We start from the raw sequence: 16,346 nt of genomic DNA on the forward strand, positions 1-16,346 counted from the left end.
TTTGTTTACAGTTCGGCCAAAACCCCGCCCCAGCCGTTCCCTTTGATAGAAAAGATTAGAAGGTTTTCCGCACTTCCATCACCCGGCCCATGACGTGGACGGGGGTTTTTTTCAGGTCGTACACCTGGACCTGGTACTGGGGGTTATAGCTCTGGGGCGAGAGGAACACCGTGTCCCCATCCTGGCGGAACCGCTTCAAGGTGGCCTCGTCCCCGTTGATGCAGACCACCGCGATGGTGTTGGGGTCCACCGCCTCCTGCTGGCGGACGATGACGGTGTCCCCGTCGTTGATCCCCGCCGCGTTCATGCTGTCCCCCACCGCCCGCAGGGCGTAGTATTTCTCGCCGCTGTTCCCGAGATAGGACACATACCCGCTGATGTTCTCCTCGGCATACATGGGGCAGCCGCACCGCACCTGGCCCAGCACCGGAATCATCGGCCCCGGCCGCACCGGGATGGCCGCCTCGGGCAGAGGCTCTTTCTCCTCGTCGATCCCCATGAGATAGGCCGTCGTGGTCTCCAGCGCCCGGGCAAAGGCCTCCACCTTGGACTGGGGGATATCCGCCTTGCCGTTTTCGATCTTGCTGATGGAGGATTTGTCCTTATACCCCATCCGGTTGGCCAGCTCTTCCACCGTCAGCCCCAGCTCCTGGCGCCGGGCTTTGATCCGTTCGTATATGTTCGCCATATGGTTCCCCTCCTTACCTCAACAGGATACCACATTGTGGAACAAAATTCAAGTGCGGCGGAGGATTCCCCCAAGAATTGTTGACTTTCATTCTCCTGCGTGGTATCCTTGTGGTGTGGAATTTAGTTCAACAAAATCCGATTGCAAAAACCACAAAAAATTGAGGTGAGACCATGACCAACACAAACGAACTGCGCCGCCGGGTGGCCCGCTCCGGCTACAAGTACAAGGCTCTGGCCCGGAAAATGGGGATCTGCCCCTCCACCTTGCAGCGCAAAATCGAGAACCAGCGGGAGTTCACGGTCAGCGAGATGGACGATCTGGCCGAGCTGCTGGGGCTGACCCTGCGGGAAAAAGTCGCCATCTTTTTTTGCAAAAATCGTGTAATTTAATTACACGGAAAGAGAGGAACACCCCCCATGAAGCAGATTCACCCTCCCGCCGGCGGCGGGACTTTGGCCCCGGGGCTGCCCCGCCGGGCCGTCCGGTAACCGGCCGGAACAGGAGCGGATATGGACGAAAGCAAGAAAAGCGTACTTCTCTACACCGACTGGGCGGAGCCTTTGCGGACTTTGCCGCTGGAGGACGTGGGCCGTTTGTTTTTGGCGATTTTGGATTACACCGACACCGGGCTTGCCCCGGGGTTTGAGAACCCGGCCGCCGCCATGGCCTTTCAGTTTGTCCGGCTGCGCCTGGACGCCAACACCCAAAAATGGGACGAAATCCGCCAAAAACGGCAAAAAGCCGGGGCCCTGGGCGGCAAGCAGCGCCAAGCAAATGCTGCTTTTGCCAGGCAAACCGGGCAAAACCAGGCAAATCAAGCTGTAACTGTCCCTGTCCCTGAACCTGAGCCTGTCCCTGAGCCTGAGCCTGTCCCTGAAACTGAACCTGGAACTGGATTTTCATCCTCCAAACCTCCTTCTCCCGAAGCGGGGACGACGACGACGATGACCCCCGAACAGGTCTGGATTCAGCTGGGGCTGGGCAGTCAGGTGAGCCCGGCGCTCCAGCGGCTGCTGGACGATTGCCGGGCCAAAGGGGTAGAAGATGCGGTGCTGGCCGAGGCGATCCGCCGCACCGCCGAATACGAGGCCAGCGCCCCCCTGCCCTATCTGCGGGCCAGCCTGGAACGCACCATCGCCCAGGGGTGCAAAACCCTAGCCCAGTTCCAGGCCGCCCACAGCGGCAGCGGCCGGGGCCAGCGGGTGGACCGGCCGGCCCCCAGCGGGCGGGACTTTTTGGCGGACGCCGCCACCCGCCCTTTCCGCCGCAAGCGGAGAGATTGAGGGGGGCGTTTCCCCCCATGGGAGGGAAATCCACCGGGAACCGGGGCAAAAAATGCACACTGGCCCCCCGCCCCCCGGCCCTGTAAAATGGAAAAAACATTCTCATGGAAAGGAGCGAACCGATGACACACACCATTGAACTCGCCGGCTACCAGGCGAGGCCCCAGCCCCCCAGGGGCGGCCCCCTTCATCTGGGCACCCGGGACAGCTACGGCATCGAACGGCTGAAACTCCTGCCCGGCCCCGGCTGGGAGGGGCTGGCCATCACCGTCACCTTCCACCCGCCCGGCCGGAACCGCCCCGTCCGGCTGCTGGTGAAGGAGGACTGTCTGGTGGAGGTCCCGCCGGAGGCCACCGCCTCGTCCAGCCTGCTCTACCCGGGCCGGATGGTTTTCGCGGGGCTGGCCGAGGGGGTGCAGCGGATCAGCTGCGACCTGCCCTACCTGGTGGCGGACCACGCCCCGGTGGAGGGGCCGGAGAGCCAGGCCACCCCCTCGGTCCTGGAACAGGCGGTGCTGGCGGCGGCCAAGAGCGAGGCCGCCGCCGCCGAAAGCGCCCGGGCCGCGGCGGAAAGCCGGGAGGACGCCGCCGAAAAGGCCGAAGCGGCGGGCCAGAGCGAAGCCGCCGCCGAAAAAGCCGCGGACTCTGCCGCCGCCAGCGCCGCCGAAGCCGCCCAGAGCGCGGCCAATGCCGCCGAGAGCGAAGCCGCCGCAGCGGAGAGCGCCCGCAAAGCCGCCGCCTCGGAACCGGCGGGGGCCGCCGGACGGGCAGAGGAAGCCGCAAAACAGGCCGAAGCCGCCCGGAGCGCCGCCGAGGCCGCCCAGGCCGAGGCCAGCGCCAGCGCCGGGACCGCCCAGGCCGCCGCAGAGGAAGCCGCCCAGCTCACCGGCCGGGCGGAGAATGCCGCCACCAGCGCCGCCGAGAGCGCCCAGACCGCCCAGGAGTATCTCTCCATCGCGGCCCGCACCGTAGTGCGGGAGATCACCGTCCCGGCGGAAGGGTGGTTCCAGGACGAAACCGCCCCCCTGGCCCTGGACGTGGCCGTAGCGGGAGCGGAGGAAAGCCAGATTCCCCTTCTGGCCCTCCACCCCGAGGCCCTGGCCGGGGCCCGGGATGCCGGGCTTTACCCGGTGGCCCAGACCCGGGCGGGGGCGGTGCGGCTCTGGGCCAAACGGGCCCCGGCCGCCGAACTCCCCGCCACCCTGATCCTGCTGTCCGGGGGCGGCGCGGGGGGCCTGCCCATCGCCACCGCCAACACCCTGGGCGGCGTGATGATCGGCGAAAACGTGAACGTAACCAGCGACGGCAAAATCTCCGTGAAAGATATCCCGGTCCCGGCCGCAGAAGGCGTTATGAGCGAGATCGTGGCCCGGGCTTTTTCGGAGAATTGATCCAACAAACAAAGGAGGATAACAAATGGCAAACAACATCATCTACGCAAATCCGGCGAACATCCAGGAGCTGATGGACGCACTGAAAACCCGGGTGGTCCGCCCCGTGGCGGGCAAGGGCCTGTCCACCAACGACCTGACCAACGAGCTCAAGGCCAAGTACGACCAGGCCGCCCAGAAGGTGGACTCCCTCGAGAGCGCCGGGGCCGAGGCCAACGTCATCGAGACGGTCAAGGTCAACGGCAGCCCCCTGACCCCCGACGGCTCCAAGGCCGTCAACATCACCGTCCCCACCAAGGTCAGCCAGATCACCAACGACTCCGGGTTCCAGACCAGCTCCCAGGTGACCTCGGCCATCAATTCCAAGATCGCCTCGGTCTACAAGCCCGGCGGCTCGGTGGCCTTCGCCTCCCTGCCGGCCCTCTCGGCCAGCGTGCTGGGCAAGGTCTACAACGTGACCGACGCTTTCACCACTACTTCCAGCTTTATGGAGGGCTCGGGCAAGAAGTACCCGGCAGGGACCAACGTGGTGGTGGTGGACGCGGGCAGCAGAACCTACAAGTTCGACGTTCTGGCGGGCTTTGTGGATTTATCCGGCTACGCCACCACCTCGGCCATGACCAGCGCCATCGCCACCGCCAAGAGCCAGGCCATCTCTTCGGCCAATTCCAGCACCGATACCAAGTTGGCCAGCTACCTCAAAGCGGCCGAGCTCGTGCCCATGACCTCAGAGGAAATCCAGGCCATTTTTGATGGCTGGGAGTAAGGAGCGGCCATGAAAAAATATCTGGATGACGCCGGTGTGAAAGCGCTGGAGGCTCTGCTCAGGAGCCTTTGCCTGACCCAGAAGGACGGCCAGGCCATTTATGGGGTGCTGGAGGCCCTGGCGGATGCGTCGGAGTTCCCGGCGGCGGCCCTCTCCATCCCCGCCACGGGGTGGAAGTCCAGCACGTCCGGCCCCTACAAGGTGTATCGGGATGTAGCCGCCGCATCGGTCACCGCCGCGGACAGCGTCCAGGTGGCGCTGGCGGCGGGCAGCATGGCGGCGGCGTCCGCCTGCGGGCTCTGCCCCACCGTCGAGACCCTGGCCGGGGCACTGCGGTTCCGGGCGGTCTCGGCCCCGAAGAGCACCCTCTCGGGCGAATATCGAATTTTAAAAGGAGCACAAGGAGGCTGATAACGTGGGTTTTGGATCGGTAAACGTAGGCTTTTCCCCCGAGGAAAACGTTCCCGGCGGGGTGGTGGTTCTGGGCAGCGACGGCAAAATCCCCGGCGCGCTGATTCCGGACGGCTACGCGACCCTGGGCAGCGACGGCAAGCTGGCCGAAGCCCAGCGGTGGGAGATCGACGCCTACACCAAAGAAGAGACGGACCAGAAAATCGCGGCGGCGGCCGGGCAGTCGGGCGCGGGCGTCCCGGCGGGCAGCGTGATCTGGTTCGCGGGAGAGACGCCCCCCGAGGGCTATTTGATCTGCAACGGCGCGGTGGTGGAGCGCAGCACCTATGCGGCCCTGTTCGCCGTCCTCGGCACCACCTTCGGCGAGGGGGACGGCGAGACCACCTTTGCCCTGCCCGACCTGCACGCCAAGATCATCGAGGGCAACCGGCTCACCATCGGCAAAGCGGATACCTTTTTGACCGGCCAGGGAAGCCGCATCACCCGGACCCTCACCCTTTTGCCCTGCATCAAGTATTAAAGGAGGTGCGGCCATGGCAAACCCAAAGACCCGTTCCCTACCGGGCTGCCGGGGGGTGACGGGGTGACGCTGTCGGAATTTTTGCTGGGCGGCGGCGGGCTGCTCTGCCTTTTGTTCGGCCTGGTGGAGATCGCCCCGGTGAAGTGGAACCCCTGGTCCGCCCTGGCCAAAGCCCTGGGCCGGGCGGTGAACGCGGATTTGCTCAAAGAGCTTTCCGCCACCAAGGCGGCCCTGGAGGAGCACATCCGGCTGGACGACGAGCGGAACGCCGACGCCCACCGGGCCAAGATCCTGGCCTTTAACACCGAGCTTTTGCGGGGGATCGACCACACCCGGGAGGATTTCATCGAGGTTTTGGCCGAAATTGATCAGTACGAGAGCTACTGCCGCAGCCACCCCGACTACAAAAACAACCGGGCCAGGCACGCCGTCGCCAACATTGGCCGGGTCTACGACGACCGGCTGGCAAAGCACGATTTTCTCGGGGAGATGGAGAGGGGATAAAATGGAAGTGAAGGGAATCGATGTCTCCAAACACCAGGGGGAAATCGACTGGCAGAAGGTCAAAGATTCGGGGGTGGAGTTCGCCATCCTCCGGGCCGGGTACGGCCGGGAGATAAGCCAGGTGGACCCCTGTTTCGAGAAAAACTATGCCGCCTGCAAAGCGGTGGGGCTGCCGGTGGGGGCCTACTGGTACAGCTACGCCACAGACCCCTACGGTGCCTTAAAAGAGGCCCACACCTGCCTGAAGGCCATTCAGGGCAAGCGCTTTGAGTACCCGGTCTGGTTCGACCAGGAGTATGAGCCGGGGATCAAGGCCCTGACCAGCCAGCAGCGGACCGATCTCGTCCGGGTGTTCTGCGCCGAGCTGGAGGAGCACGGCTACTACACCGGCCTTTATTGCAGCCGGGACTGGCTGGAACACTGGGTGCTCCCCGACCAGCTCAAGGCCCTGGACATCTGGGTGGCGGCCTACGGCAGCACCCCCGGGGCAGTCCCCCTGCCCTATGGGATCTGGCAGCATTCCAGCACCGGCCAGGTGCCGGGGGTTCAGGGACCGGTGGATCTGGACATCGCTTACAAGGACTACCCGGCCATCATCCAGCGGGCCGGGCTGAACGGCTTTTAAAATCAGGAGGTGAATTTTATGGTCAACGAGTTTCTCACCAATGCGTTTCTCTCGGTGCTGACGGTGGCGGTGCCCGCCGTCTCGGGGTTCGGGCTGCTGCTGTTGCGGCAGTTCCTCTCGAAAATCATCTCGGACGGGCTGGCCGACGAGATCACCAGCCGGCTGGAGGACGCCGTCTACGCCACCACCCAGACCTATGTGGACGACCTGAAAGCCAGCGGGTCTTTTAATAAGGAGGCCCAGCTCCACGCCCTGGCCCTGGCGCTGGCCACCCTGCTGGGCAGTTTGAGCCAGGAGGCGAAAGACTACATCGAGAAAAATTTCGGCGACGCCGAGACCTATCTCACCGGCCGGATCGAGGCCGAGGTCCGGCGCCAGAAGCTGGCGGCCTAACCCCCGCCCCCGAAAAAGGCGGGCAGCCCCCTCAAACGGGGCCGCCCGCTCTTTTTACGCAGAAACAAAAAAAGAAAACCCGCCTGAATCCTTGGGTGACCCAAGAAATCAGACGGGTTTTGCTTTGGTCGGAGCAGCGGGATTTGAACCCACGGCCTCCTAGTCCCGAACCAGGCGCGCTACCAACTGCGCTATGCCCCGAAAATACCGCAGCCTGTAAGACTGCGGTTTGGTTGGGGATGAGAGAATCGAACTCCCACAAACAGAGTCAGAGTCTGCCGCACTACCACTATGCAAATCCCCACTATTCGGTTCGTCAGGCGGCGGTGTGTTGTGTGCCGCAGCTGACGAGGGATATTATACTCCCCTGCCCCGCGGTTGTCAACTCCTTTTTTGAGATTTTTTGCTTTTTTTGCGGGAGAGGTTTTTTCCGCCTCAGACGCTTGACAGGGGGGCGGTTTCGGAATACTCTTATAGTAATAATCGGTATCGGCAGAGGCCCGGCCGAACAGACTCTGAATTGAAATGAGGGGATCACATTGAAAAAACGTGTTGGTATTCTGACCTCCGGCGGCGACTGCCCCGGTTTGAACGCAACCATTCGCGGCGTGGCCAAGGCGCTCTACGCCCGGATGGGCGACGATGTCCAGATCATCGGCATCCTGAACGGCTACCACGGCCTGATCAATGGGGATTACAAGGAGATGTGCCCGGACGATTTCCGGGGTCTGTTGACCCTGGGCGGCACCATTCTGGGCACCAAGCGCACCCCCTTTAAGATGATGCGGGTGGTGGAAGAGGACAACATCGACAAGGTCGCCGCCATGAAAAAGACCTACAAGGCCCTCAAGCTGGACTGCCTGCTGACCCTGGGCGGCAACGGCACCCACAAGACCGCCAACCTCCTTTCGCAGGAGGGGCTGAACATCATCGGCCTGCCCAAGACCATCGACAACGACATCTACGGCACCGAGGTGACCTTCGGCTTCCACACGGCGGTGGACATCGCCACCGACGTCATCGACCGGATCCACACCACCGCCGGCAGCCACAGCCGGGTGATGTGCATCGAGATCATGGGCAACAAGGCCGGCTGGCTGACCCTTTATTCCGGCATCGCGGGCGGCGCCGACATCATCCTGCTGCCCGAGATCCCCTACGACATCGACCGGGTCTGCAACGCCGTGGTCAAGCGGGCCGAGAATGGCTCCAACTTCTCCATCCTGGCGGTGGCCGAGGGCGCCATCAACACCGAGGAAGCCAAGATGAAGCGGAAAGAGTGGACCGCAAAGCGGGCCGAGGCGGGCCTCGGCACCACCGCCACCAACCGGATCGCCGCCGCCGTCCAGAAAAAGACCGGCTTCGAGACCCGGGTCTGCATCCCGGGCCACATGCAGCGGGGCGGCAGCCCCAGCGCCTACGACCGGGTCCTGGCCACCCAGTTCGGCAGCTACGCGGCCAAGCTGGTGGAGGCCGACCGCTACGGCGTGACGGTGGCCATGGTCAACAACCACGTCACCGAGAACCGTCTGGCCGACATCGCGGGCAAGAGCCGCAACATCCCCGAGAGCTGCGATTTGCTGGCCGTCGCCCGCCGGATGGGGATTTGCCTGGGGTAATTATTTGAACCCGCCCACCCTCCCTTTTTCGGTATGGGGGCTCCGCCCCCATGCCCCCGTCTAACCGTCAGGCCCTGCGGTTTACCGCAAGCAGAGGTCGCTCCTGGGGAAATAAAACCGCCAGCGACTGCTTATCGGGCCGCCGCCGGAACCAAGGCGCGGCGGTTGGCTCCAGCGATCAAACAACCAATAACAAAGCCCTGCGTCCCGGAAATTCCCGAGATGCAGGGCTTTTATCTTTGTAATGAGGGCAGCGACTGCCGCCCAGTGGGAAGCAGCGGCCTAAATCGGGGTTTGGGGCGAAGCCCCAAGTTCCTTTAATGGGCGGGTGGGCGGGAGTATAAATCAACCGCGCAGGGCCTGGCGGTTTCCTCCGGCACAAGACGATCCTGCCACCCCTCTTCCCTGCCGCCCGCAGCTGCAAACGGCGAAAACCAGCCAGCGCAAGAGGAGGGCGGGTTTAAATAATCAACATTGCATCCCCAAAGGAGAAGAAGCGGTACTTCTCCTCCACCGCCACCTTATAGGCCGCCAGGGTCCGCTCGTAGCCGTAGAAGGCCGACACCAGCATGATGAGGGTGCTCTCGGGCAGGTGGAAGTTGGTGATCAGGCCGTCGATGCACTTGAACTCCACGCCGGGGTAGAGGAAAATATCGGTGTTGCCGCTGCAAGGGCGGATCTCGCCGTACTTGGCCGCCACCGCCTCCAGGGTGCGGCAGCTGGTGGTGCCCACCGCAATCACCCGATGGCCCGCCGCCTTGGTGGCCCGGATCTTCTCGGCCACCTCTTCGCTGACGGAATACCACTCGCTGTGCATCTTGTGGTCGGTGATCTCGTCCTCCTGCACCGGGCGGAAGGTGCCGAGGCCCACATGGAGGGTCACCTCGGCGATATCGACCCCCTGGGCCCGCAGGGTGTCCATCAGCTCGGGGGTGAAGTGGAGCCCCGCCGTGGGGGCCGCCGCGCTGCCCAGCTCCTTGGCGTAGACGGTCTGGTACTGGCTCTGGTCCTCCAGCTGCTTGGTGATGTAGGGGGGCAGAGGCATCTTGCCGAATTCGTCCAGCTTTTCGTAGAGGGTCTCGGTGTCGTAGGAGAAGGTCACCAGCTTGTTGCCGTCCTCCTCGGTCTCGTCCACCACCGCCGTCAGGCTGCCGTCCCCGAAGCTGACGCGGGTGCCCGGCTGCATCCGTTTGCCCGGCCGGGCCAGGCACTCCCACTGGTCGCCCTTGACCTGCCGCAGCAGCAAAAGTTCACACACCGCGCCGGTGGGCTGTTTGGTGCCGATGATCCGGGCGGGCAGAACCTTGGAATTGTTCACAACCAGCAGATCTCCCGGCATAAGATAGGCCGTGAGGTCCCGAAACACCCGGTGCTCGATGGAATCGCTGCCCCGATGCAGCACCATCAGCCGCGCCGAATCCCGGGGATTTGCGGGCTCCTGAGCAATGAGTTCTTTGGGTAAATCGTACCAAAAATCTTTTCTTAACATACGAGCATTTGCCTTTCCGATGGTTGACACGAGAGCCGTATCAATGATATGATAGCTTTTACATAAACAAGCTTTATTATATTGCAGGAACGCCCGGTTTTCAAGCCGCGTTCTGTATGAAATTTTAGCTCGGCTATGAATTTTTGCTCCGAAAGGAAAGATGCTGGAAATGGAAAGACAATATAAGGTAGGTATCGTCGGCGCGACCGGCATGGTCGGCCAGAGATTTGTCACCCTGCTGGAGAACCACCCCTGGTTCAAGCTGACCGTCCTGGCAGCTTCTGGCCGCAGCGCCGGCAAGACCTATGAGGAGGCCGTCGGCAGCCGCTGGGCCATGACCAGCCCCATGCCCGAGAGCGTCAAGAAGATGATCGTTCTGGACGCCGCCGAGGTGGAAAAGGTCGCCGGCCAGGTGGACTTTGTCTTCTGCGCCGTCAATATGCCCAAGAACGAGATCAAGGCTCTGGAAGAGGCCTACGCCAAGGCCGAGTGCCCCGTGGTCTCCAACAACAGCGCCAACCGCTTCACCCCCGATGTCCCCATGGTGGTGCCTGAGATCAACGCCGACCACATCGACATCATCCCCGCACAGCGGGCCCGCCTGGGCACCAAGCGCGGCTTCATCGCCGTCAAGTCCAATTGCAGCCTCCAGAGCTATGTCCCCGCCTTCCACCCCCTGATGAAGGACTTCAAGGTCACCAAGGCTCTGGTCTGCACCTACCAGGCCATCTCCGGCGCGGGCAAGACCTTCGACCGGATGCCCGAGATCATCGACAACGTCATCCCCTACATCGGCGGCGAGGAGGAAAAGAGCGAGCAGGAACCCCTGAAGCTCTGGGGCCACATCGAGGGCGACAAGATCGTCAACGCCGAGGGCCCGGTGATCACCGCCCAGTGCTTCCGTGTTCCCGTCTCCGACGGCCACACCGCCGCGGTCTTTGTCAGCTTTGAGAAAAAGCCCACCAAGGAGCAGATCCTGGAGGCCTGGAAAAACTTCCGCGGCCCCGCCCAGGAGCTGGACCTGCCCAGCGCACCCAAGCAGTTCCTGCACTACTTTGAGGAGAACGACCGCCCCCAGCCCAAGCTGGACCGGAACCTGGAGAACGGCATGGCCGTCTCCATCGGCCGCCTGCGGGAGGACACCCTCTTCGATTACAAGTTCGCCTGCATGAGCCACAACACCCTGCGGGGCGCGGCCGGCGGCGGCGTGCTGCTGGCCGAGCTGCTGGCGGCCAAGGGCTACCTGGACTAAGCGGCCCGGGGCCAAAACCCCCAGAGCCTTTCAGATACACAGACGGAAGGAGCCTTTTACACTATGAAGAAGCCTGTTTTTACCGGTGCGGGCGTGGCCATCGTCACCCCCATGCACGAGGACGGCAGCATCAACTTTGAAGAGCTGGGCCGGATCCTCGAGGACCAGATCGCCCGGGGCACTGACGCCATCATCATCTGCGGCACCACCGGCGAGTGCTCCACCATGGTGGACGCCGAGCAGCTCGCCGCCATCAAGTACACCGTGGACACCGTGGCCCATCGGGTGCCGGTCATCGCGGGGGCCGGCTCCAACGACACCGCCCACGGCTGCGCCCTGGCCAAAGGGGCCGCCGACTGCGGCGCCGACGCTTTGCTGATGGTCACCCCCTACTACAACAAGACCAGCCAGGCGGGCCTGGTGGCCCACTTTACCGCCATGGCCGAGGCCGGCGGCATCCCGGTGATCCTCTATAACGTCCCCTCCCGGACCGGCGTCAACATCGCCCCCGAGACCGCCAAGAAGCTCAGCGCCCACCCCCTGATCAACGGCATCAAGGAGGCCTCGGGCAACATCTCCCAGGTGGCCAAGATCGCGGCCCTCTGCGGCGACGAGCTGAACCTCTACTCGGGCAACGACGACCAGGTGGTCCCCCTGCTGTCCCTGGGCGGCAAGGGCGTGATCAGCGTGGTGTCCAACGTGGCCCCCACCCTGGTCCACGACTGCTGCGCCGCCTGGTTCGCCGGGGACACCGCCAAGGCCCGGGCGCTCCAGCTGGAGATGCTGCCCCTCTCCGACGCGCTCTTCTGCGACGTCAACCCCATCCCCGTCAAGTACGCCATGAATCTGCTGGGCTGGAAGGCCGGCAAGTGCCGCCTGCCCCTGGTGGAGCCGGACGACAATAAGAAAGCCATGATCGAGCGCGCACTGCGCAGCGCAGGGCTTTTGCAGGAATAAGATCCCCGCACCCATGCCCGGCCAGAGAATTTCTCCCCGGGCATTTCTTGTATACGTCAAAGAGAAAGGATGAAACCTATGACCGATATTGTGATTCAGGGCATCGGCGGCCGGATGGGCCATGTGCTCTGCGATATGATCGCCCAGCGGACCGACTGCCGGGTGGTGGCCGGGCTGGACCTGGCCGACGGCACCCAGAACGGCATCCCCGTCTACGACAACCCCGAAAAGCTGGGTGGTCTGGGAGACGTAATCATCGACTTCAGCTCCCCCGCCGCCGTGGAACGGATCCTGCCCTACTGCGAGGCCACCAAGACCCCCATCGTCCTCTGCACCACCGGCCTTTCGGAGGAATTGCAGCTTAAAGTAGTTCAGCTCTCCCGCCAGATCCCGGTCTTTAAGAGCGCCAATATGTCCATGGGCATCAACGTCCTGGCCGAGCTGTGCAAGCGGGCCTCGGCCATCCTGGGGGCAAACTACGACATCGAGATCGTGGAGCAGCACCACCACAACAAGCTGGACGCCCCCAGCGGCACCGCCCTGATGCTGGCCGACGCCATCAACGAGCAGAACGACGGGGCCTATCATTACGTCTACGACCGCTCGGCCGTCCGGGCCAAGCGTGACCCCCAGGAGATCGGCATCAGCGCCGTCCGGGGCGGCAGCATCGTGGGCGACCACGAGGTGCTGTTCTGCGGCCCCGACGAGGTGATCACCCTCAAGCACACCGCCTACTCCCGCAGCATCTTCGCCAACGGGGCCATCAACGCGGCGGTCTATCTGGCCAAGAAGGACCCCGGCCTCTACAACATGAACGACCTGATCGCCGAGCTCTGATCCCCCCTTTTATCCCCCCGCGCGCTGCCCCTTCGGGCAAGAGGTCCCCTATATGAAACGTAAAAACATCTTTTCCGCCCTTTGTATCGCCCTGGCCCTGAGCGCCGCATTGCTGGCGGGCTGCGCCGGCCCGGCCCAATCGGCCCTGACCCCCGGCAGCGGCCCGGCCTCCGAGCCGGCTTCCAGCGCCCCGCCCCCGGAGCCCCCAAAGCCGGTGGTTACCACGGTGGATTTTTCCGCCACCGGCGACAACCTGATTCACGCCGGCATCTACAAGCAGGCCGCCGCCCGGGCCGGCGAGGGAGAGGCGTACAGCTTCGATTACTGCTACGCCAATCTGGTGGATTTTTACAGCGGCCAGGATGTGAACTGGATCAACCAGGAAACCCTCTGTACCAAAGAGCTGGAACCCTCCACCTACCCCTGTTTTTCCACTCCGGGCGAGTGCGCCGAGGCCCTCTACCGGGCGGGAATCCGGGTGTTCAGCCTCTCCAATAACCACACCTACGACAAGGGGGCAACCGGCATCGCGGCCACCCTGCGGTTCTGGAACAGCATGCCCGAGGATGTGGTGACCACCGGCCTGTGGTACGGAGAAGAAGATTATGGCCACATCCCCCTTCACGTGGTGAACGGCGTCTCCATCGCCTATCTTTCCTACACCGAGCACACCAACGGCATCCGCCGCCCGGGCTCCGCCGAGGCCAACATCGTCTACACCAGCGAGACCGAGGTGATCCAGCGCCAGGTCACCGCAGCCGCCGAGGCCGCGGACTTCGTGGTGGTGGGGGTCCACTGGGGGGTGGAGGACAGCCACACCATCACCGACGCCCAGCGCACCCTGGCCCAGCAGCTGGCCGACTGGGGCGCGGATGTGATCGTGGGCACCCACCCCCATGTGCTCCAGGACGCCGAGTGGCGGACCGCCGCCGACGGGCGCCAGGTGTTTGTGGCCTATTCCCTGGGCAACTTCCTCAGCACCCAGAGCCACAAGGACCAGCTGATCGGGGCCATCCTCACCTTGCAGCTGGAAAAGACCACCGACCCCGACGGCACCGTCCATCTGGCGGTGAAGAACCCCCGGCTCCACCCCACCGTCACCCACTACGACGGGGGCAAGGCCAACGTCCGGGCCTACCTCTACCGGGACTACACCCCCGAGCTGGCCCAGGCCCACGGCGTGCGGGCCAAGTACCCCGAGTTCAGCTACGACTATATCCAGGCCACGGCCCAGCAATACATCCGCGCCGAATTTCTGGAACTCTCTTAACGAACGGGCGCAGCACCCCCCTGCTGCACAGCCACTTTAGGCCCGCATCGGGCAGAATGGAGCGTTTTTTATGTACGGAGTATCCAAAATCACCATCCAACCCAGCCTTATGATGATCAGCGTCCAGGACGCCGAGTTCAGCGCCGGAAGCCTGGCCCGCTATCTGCAAATCTTTGCGGACAGCGGCGTTGTGGTGGATATGATCAGCCAGAGCGCCCCCCACGGCACCAGCCTGGATTTCAGCTTCACCACCTCCAGCGAGGACCTGCCCCGGGTGATGAAGGCCATCGCCGCCGTCAAGCAGGACCCCAACGCCGGCAGCGCCCCCCTGATCAGCTCGGGCTACTCCAAGCTGAACCTCTACGGCGAAGAGATGGTCACCTGCTGCGGCGTGGCCGCCCGGGCCCTGAGCGCCCTGGCCGCCGCCGGCATCGAGGTGCTGCTCATCACCACCAGCGACCTGGATATCTCGCTTCTGGTCCGGGCCGAGAACGAGGACGCCGCCTACGACGCCCTCAAGGCCGCCTACCAGCTGTAAGCGGTTAAACGACACAGAAAACCCCCGCCGCCTCTGCTTTTCGCAAGGGCTGCGGGGGTTTTTATCATCTTACATTTACGGGGTTATTTCCGGCGCTTCCACCGTTTGACCAGGGTAACGGCCCCGCCGATCACTACCAGCAGAACCGCCCCCAGAATCAGCCAGTCCACCGGCCGGGTGGCCACATAGATGGCGGTGGGGCCGTCCGCCCCGCCGATGATGGTCAGATCGCTCACGGCGCTTTCCTCCTTTCCTGCGGGGCTCTCAGCCCACCTGTTTTGCCCCGCCTGCATCGGTCAGCTCCATCCAGTTGGCCTTTTTGTAATAGAAGAAAAAGGCGATGGAGCTGAGGGACCAGGTCAGGGGATAAACCAGATACACCATCTGGATGGAGTGGGTCATGGGGATGCTGATGGAGAGGAAGGTCACCCGGACCACGCACCAGAAGGTCATCATGATCAGCATGGGGACCACCGCCTTGCCCGCCCCCCGGAGGACCGACGCCACCGAATGGGAGTAGGCCAACAGGCAGTAAAAGAGGGCCGCCGTCCTGGCTTTTTCCACCCCGAAGCGGATCACCTCGGGGTTCGAGTCAAAGGCGGCCACCAGCTGGGGCGCCAGCAGGAACACCACCACCCCGATCAGCTCGGCCAGAAGGACGGTGGTCAAGATCCCGAACCGCGCCCCCCGGCGGGTGCGGTCCTTCTGGCCGGCGCCGAGGTTCTGCCCCACAAAGGTGGTCATGGCCATGGTAAAGCTGTTGATGGGCAGGAACGCGAATCCCTCGATCTTGCTGTATGCGCCGTAGCCGGCCATGGCCATGGCGCCAAAGGCGTTGATGTGGGACTGGACGATCACGTTTGCGAAGGAAATAATGGAGTTCTGCACCCCGGAGGGCAGGCCGATCTGGACGATCTGCCGGAGCATCTTGAAGTCAAACCGGATCTGGGACAGCCGGATCCGGTAGCTGGCCTGGGTCCGGAGCAGCTGGGCGAAGCAGAGGGCCGCGCTGATCAGCTGGGAAACCACGGTGGCCAGCGCCGCCCCGCCCACCCCGGTGTGGAACCCCGCGATCAGCAAAAGATCCAGCACCAGGTTGACCACCGAGGAGACCATCAGATAATACAGCGGGTGGCGGCTGTCCCCCACGGCCTGGAGGATGCCCACGAAGATATTGTACATCACAAACCCCAGGGAGCCGAAAAAGTAAATCTGCAAATAGGCGACCGACTCGGGCATGACGCTGTCCGGGGTGCCCATCCAGGCCAGGATCTGGGGGGAAAACACCACCCCCACCACCCCCATCAGCACCCCGGCCACCAGGCCGAACGCCACCATGGTGTGGACGGCGCGGCAGACGTCCTTTTCGTCGTTGGCGCCGAAATAGCGGGACACGATCACCCCCGCGCCGGAGGCGATGCCGCTCAAAAAGCCGATCAGCATCGAGATCAAACTGCCCGACGAGCTGACGGCGGCCAGGGCGCTGCTGCCCAGGAAATTGCCCACAATCAGGGAATCGACGGTGTTGTACAGCTGCTGGAACAGGTTCCCCAGCAGAAGCGGCAGCGCAAAGGCGATCATACGTTTGGATATGGAACCGGTTGTCATCGGTTCGAGCGTTTTTACCATGAAATCTCTCCCCCATCCCTGGAACAAATTTGGCTTTTCTTGCCGAACGCACAATACCCCTGTATTATATACCCCTTTGCGGGCCCGAACAAGTATCCAAACGAGATTTAAGGCGCGCGGGCCGAACGGGCGGAAAACCGGCCCGGCGCAGCGCCCCCCTTTTCTCGGGGC

Annotated in this window: 19 protein-coding genes and 2 tRNA genes; 15 read left to right on the forward strand and 6 right to left on the reverse strand. The window is 63.5% G+C overall.

The window, feature by feature from the left end:
* Positions 1–55: 55 nt before the first annotated feature.
* Positions 56–688, reverse strand: coding sequence for a LexA family protein (locus tag JCM17207_RS12390; RefSeq protein WP_238317939.1), 633 nt, complete (start codon positions 686–688; stop codon positions 56–58).
* 173 nt (positions 689–861) lie between these two features.
* Here JCM17207_RS12390 and JCM17207_RS12395 point away from each other — a divergent pair, with 173 nt between their 5' ends.
* The 9 genes from JCM17207_RS12395 (at position 862) to JCM17207_RS12435 (ending at position 6,584) form a co-directional block, all read left to right on the forward strand.
* On the forward strand, positions 862–1,080 hold the full coding sequence (locus JCM17207_RS12395) for a helix-turn-helix domain-containing protein (RefSeq protein ID WP_238317940.1): 219 nt from the start codon (positions 862–864) through the stop codon (positions 1,078–1,080).
* Positions 1,081–1,200: 120 nt separating this feature from the next.
* Positions 1,201–1,974 carry a DUF6291 domain-containing protein gene (locus tag JCM17207_RS12400; protein WP_238317941.1) on the forward strand — a complete coding sequence of 258 codons (774 nt, stop codon included), beginning with the start codon at positions 1,201–1,203 and terminating at the stop codon, positions 1,972–1,974.
* Between the two features lie 122 nt (positions 1,975–2,096).
* Entirely contained in the window at positions 2,097–3,365 is a 1,269-nt protein-coding gene (locus JCM17207_RS12405; protein ID WP_238317942.1) for a hypothetical protein, read from the forward strand.
* Positions 3,366–3,390: 25 nt separating this feature from the next.
* Positions 3,391–4,131: a hypothetical protein gene (locus JCM17207_RS12410; protein ID WP_238317943.1), complete on the forward strand. Its 741-nt coding sequence runs from the start codon at positions 3,391–3,393 to the stop codon at positions 4,129–4,131.
* A 9-nt stretch (positions 4,132–4,140) separates the two neighbouring features.
* Positions 4,141–4,542 (forward strand): hypothetical protein, encoded by a 402-nt coding sequence (locus JCM17207_RS12415; RefSeq protein WP_238317944.1) that lies wholly within the window; start codon positions 4,141–4,143, stop codon positions 4,540–4,542.
* A 4-nt stretch (positions 4,543–4,546) separates the two neighbouring features.
* Entirely contained in the window at positions 4,547–5,062 is a 516-nt protein-coding gene (locus JCM17207_RS12420; protein WP_238317945.1) for a phage tail protein, read from the forward strand.
* Between the two features lie 63 nt (positions 5,063–5,125).
* Positions 5,126–5,566: a hypothetical protein gene (locus JCM17207_RS12425; RefSeq protein ID WP_238317946.1), complete on the forward strand. Its 441-nt coding sequence runs from the start codon at positions 5,126–5,128 to the stop codon at positions 5,564–5,566.
* A gap of 1 nt (position 5,567) precedes the next feature.
* Positions 5,568–6,191 carry a glycoside hydrolase family 25 protein gene (locus tag JCM17207_RS12430; RefSeq protein ID WP_238317947.1) on the forward strand — a complete coding sequence of 208 codons (624 nt, stop codon included), beginning with the start codon at positions 5,568–5,570 and terminating at the stop codon, positions 6,189–6,191.
* Between the two features lie 18 nt (positions 6,192–6,209).
* Positions 6,210–6,584 (forward strand): hypothetical protein, encoded by a 375-nt coding sequence (locus JCM17207_RS12435; protein ID WP_238317948.1) that lies wholly within the window; start codon positions 6,210–6,212, stop codon positions 6,582–6,584.
* Positions 6,585–6,709: 125 nt separating this feature from the next.
* On the opposite strand, the gene JCM17207_RS12440 is transcribed toward JCM17207_RS12435, so the two are convergent.
* Positions 6,710–6,785, reverse strand: a tRNA-Pro gene (locus JCM17207_RS12440).
* 29 nt (positions 6,786–6,814) lie between these two features.
* Positions 6,815–6,888 (reverse strand) — tRNA-Gln (locus JCM17207_RS12445).
* Positions 6,889–7,123: 235 nt separating this feature from the next.
* Here JCM17207_RS12445 and JCM17207_RS12450 point away from each other — a divergent pair.
* Positions 7,124–8,203 carry a 6-phosphofructokinase gene (locus JCM17207_RS12450; RefSeq protein WP_238317949.1) on the forward strand — a complete coding sequence of 360 codons (1,080 nt, stop codon included), beginning with the start codon at positions 7,124–7,126 and terminating at the stop codon, positions 8,201–8,203.
* Between the two features lie 460 nt (positions 8,204–8,663).
* On the opposite strand, the gene queA is transcribed toward JCM17207_RS12450, so the two are convergent.
* Positions 8,664–9,692: a tRNA preQ1(34) S-adenosylmethionine ribosyltransferase-isomerase QueA gene (queA, locus tag JCM17207_RS12455; RefSeq protein ID WP_238317950.1), complete on the reverse strand. Its 1,029-nt coding sequence runs from the start codon at positions 9,690–9,692 to the stop codon at positions 8,664–8,666.
* 169 nt (positions 9,693–9,861) lie between these two features.
* On the opposite strand from queA, the gene asd reads away from it, so the two are divergent.
* The 5 genes from asd (at position 9,862) to JCM17207_RS12480 (ending at position 14,546) form a co-directional block, all read left to right on the forward strand.
* Positions 9,862–10,944, forward strand: a complete 1,083-nt coding sequence (gene asd / locus JCM17207_RS12460; RefSeq protein WP_238317951.1) for an aspartate-semialdehyde dehydrogenase — start codon at positions 9,862–9,864, stop codon at positions 10,942–10,944.
* Between the two features lie 63 nt (positions 10,945–11,007).
* A complete protein-coding gene (gene dapA, locus JCM17207_RS12465; RefSeq protein WP_238317952.1) occupies positions 11,008–11,901 on the forward strand; it encodes a 4-hydroxy-tetrahydrodipicolinate synthase in 894 nt (297 codons plus the stop codon).
* Between the two features lie 78 nt (positions 11,902–11,979).
* Entirely contained in the window at positions 11,980–12,738 is a 759-nt protein-coding gene (gene dapB / locus JCM17207_RS12470; protein ID WP_238317953.1) for a 4-hydroxy-tetrahydrodipicolinate reductase, read from the forward strand.
* Positions 12,739–12,790: 52 nt separating this feature from the next.
* A complete protein-coding gene (locus JCM17207_RS12475) occupies positions 12,791–14,008 on the forward strand; it encodes a CapA family protein (RefSeq protein WP_238317954.1) in 1,218 nt (405 codons plus the stop codon).
* Between the two features lie 70 nt (positions 14,009–14,078).
* The gene (locus JCM17207_RS12480; protein ID WP_238317955.1) at positions 14,079–14,546 is read left to right on the forward strand and encodes an ACT domain-containing protein; all 468 of its coding nucleotides are present in this window, start codon (positions 14,079–14,081) and stop codon (positions 14,544–14,546) included.
* An 83-nt stretch (positions 14,547–14,629) separates the two neighbouring features.
* Here JCM17207_RS12480 and JCM17207_RS12485 read toward each other — a convergent pair whose 3' ends face one another.
* Positions 14,630–14,782, reverse strand: a complete 153-nt coding sequence (locus JCM17207_RS12485; RefSeq protein WP_238317956.1) for a sodium ion-translocating decarboxylase subunit beta — start codon at positions 14,780–14,782, stop codon at positions 14,630–14,632.
* A 28-nt stretch (positions 14,783–14,810) separates the two neighbouring features.
* Entirely contained in the window at positions 14,811–16,175 is a 1,365-nt protein-coding gene (locus JCM17207_RS12490; protein ID WP_238317957.1) for an MATE family efflux transporter, read from the reverse strand.
* Positions 16,176–16,346 lie beyond the last annotated feature (171 nt).

The organism is Faecalibacterium gallinarum (genome assembly GCF_022180365.1).
GTDB classification, from domain to species: domain Bacteria; phylum Bacillota; class Clostridia; order Oscillospirales; family Ruminococcaceae; genus Faecalibacterium; species Faecalibacterium gallinarum.

Bases quoted from the DNA above. Each gene is read 5' to 3' on its own strand.
- JCM17207_RS12390 (WP_238317939.1), bottom strand. From the start codon at position 688: ATGGCGAACATATACGAACGGATCAAAGCCCGGCGCCAGGAGCTGGGG.
- JCM17207_RS12395 (WP_238317940.1), top strand. From the start codon at position 862: ATGACCAACACAAACGAACTGCGCCGCCGGGTGGCCCGCTCCGGCTAC.
- JCM17207_RS12400 (WP_238317941.1), top strand. From the start codon at position 1,201: ATGGACGAAAGCAAGAAAAGCGTACTTCTCTACACCGACTGGGCGGAG.
- JCM17207_RS12405 (WP_238317942.1), top strand. From the start codon at position 2,097: ATGACACACACCATTGAACTCGCCGGCTACCAGGCGAGGCCCCAGCCC.
- JCM17207_RS12410 (WP_238317943.1), top strand. From the start codon at position 3,391: ATGGCAAACAACATCATCTACGCAAATCCGGCGAACATCCAGGAGCTG.
- JCM17207_RS12415 (WP_238317944.1), top strand. From the start codon at position 4,141: ATGAAAAAATATCTGGATGACGCCGGTGTGAAAGCGCTGGAGGCTCTG.
- JCM17207_RS12430 (WP_238317947.1), top strand. From the start codon at position 5,568: ATGGAAGTGAAGGGAATCGATGTCTCCAAACACCAGGGGGAAATCGAC.
- JCM17207_RS12435 (WP_238317948.1), top strand. From the start codon at position 6,210: ATGGTCAACGAGTTTCTCACCAATGCGTTTCTCTCGGTGCTGACGGTG.
- queA (WP_238317950.1), bottom strand. From the start codon at position 9,692: ATGTTAAGAAAAGATTTTTGGTACGATTTACCCAAAGAACTCATTGCT.
- asd (WP_238317951.1), top strand. From the start codon at position 9,862: ATGGAAAGACAATATAAGGTAGGTATCGTCGGCGCGACCGGCATGGTC.
- dapA (WP_238317952.1), top strand. From the start codon at position 11,008: ATGAAGAAGCCTGTTTTTACCGGTGCGGGCGTGGCCATCGTCACCCCC.
- dapB (WP_238317953.1), top strand. From the start codon at position 11,980: ATGACCGATATTGTGATTCAGGGCATCGGCGGCCGGATGGGCCATGTG.
- JCM17207_RS12475 (WP_238317954.1), top strand. From the start codon at position 12,791: ATGAAACGTAAAAACATCTTTTCCGCCCTTTGTATCGCCCTGGCCCTG.
- JCM17207_RS12480 (WP_238317955.1), top strand. From the start codon at position 14,079: ATGTACGGAGTATCCAAAATCACCATCCAACCCAGCCTTATGATGATC.
- JCM17207_RS12490 (WP_238317957.1), bottom strand. From the start codon at position 16,175: ATGGTAAAAACGCTCGAACCGATGACAACCGGTTCCATATCCAAACGT.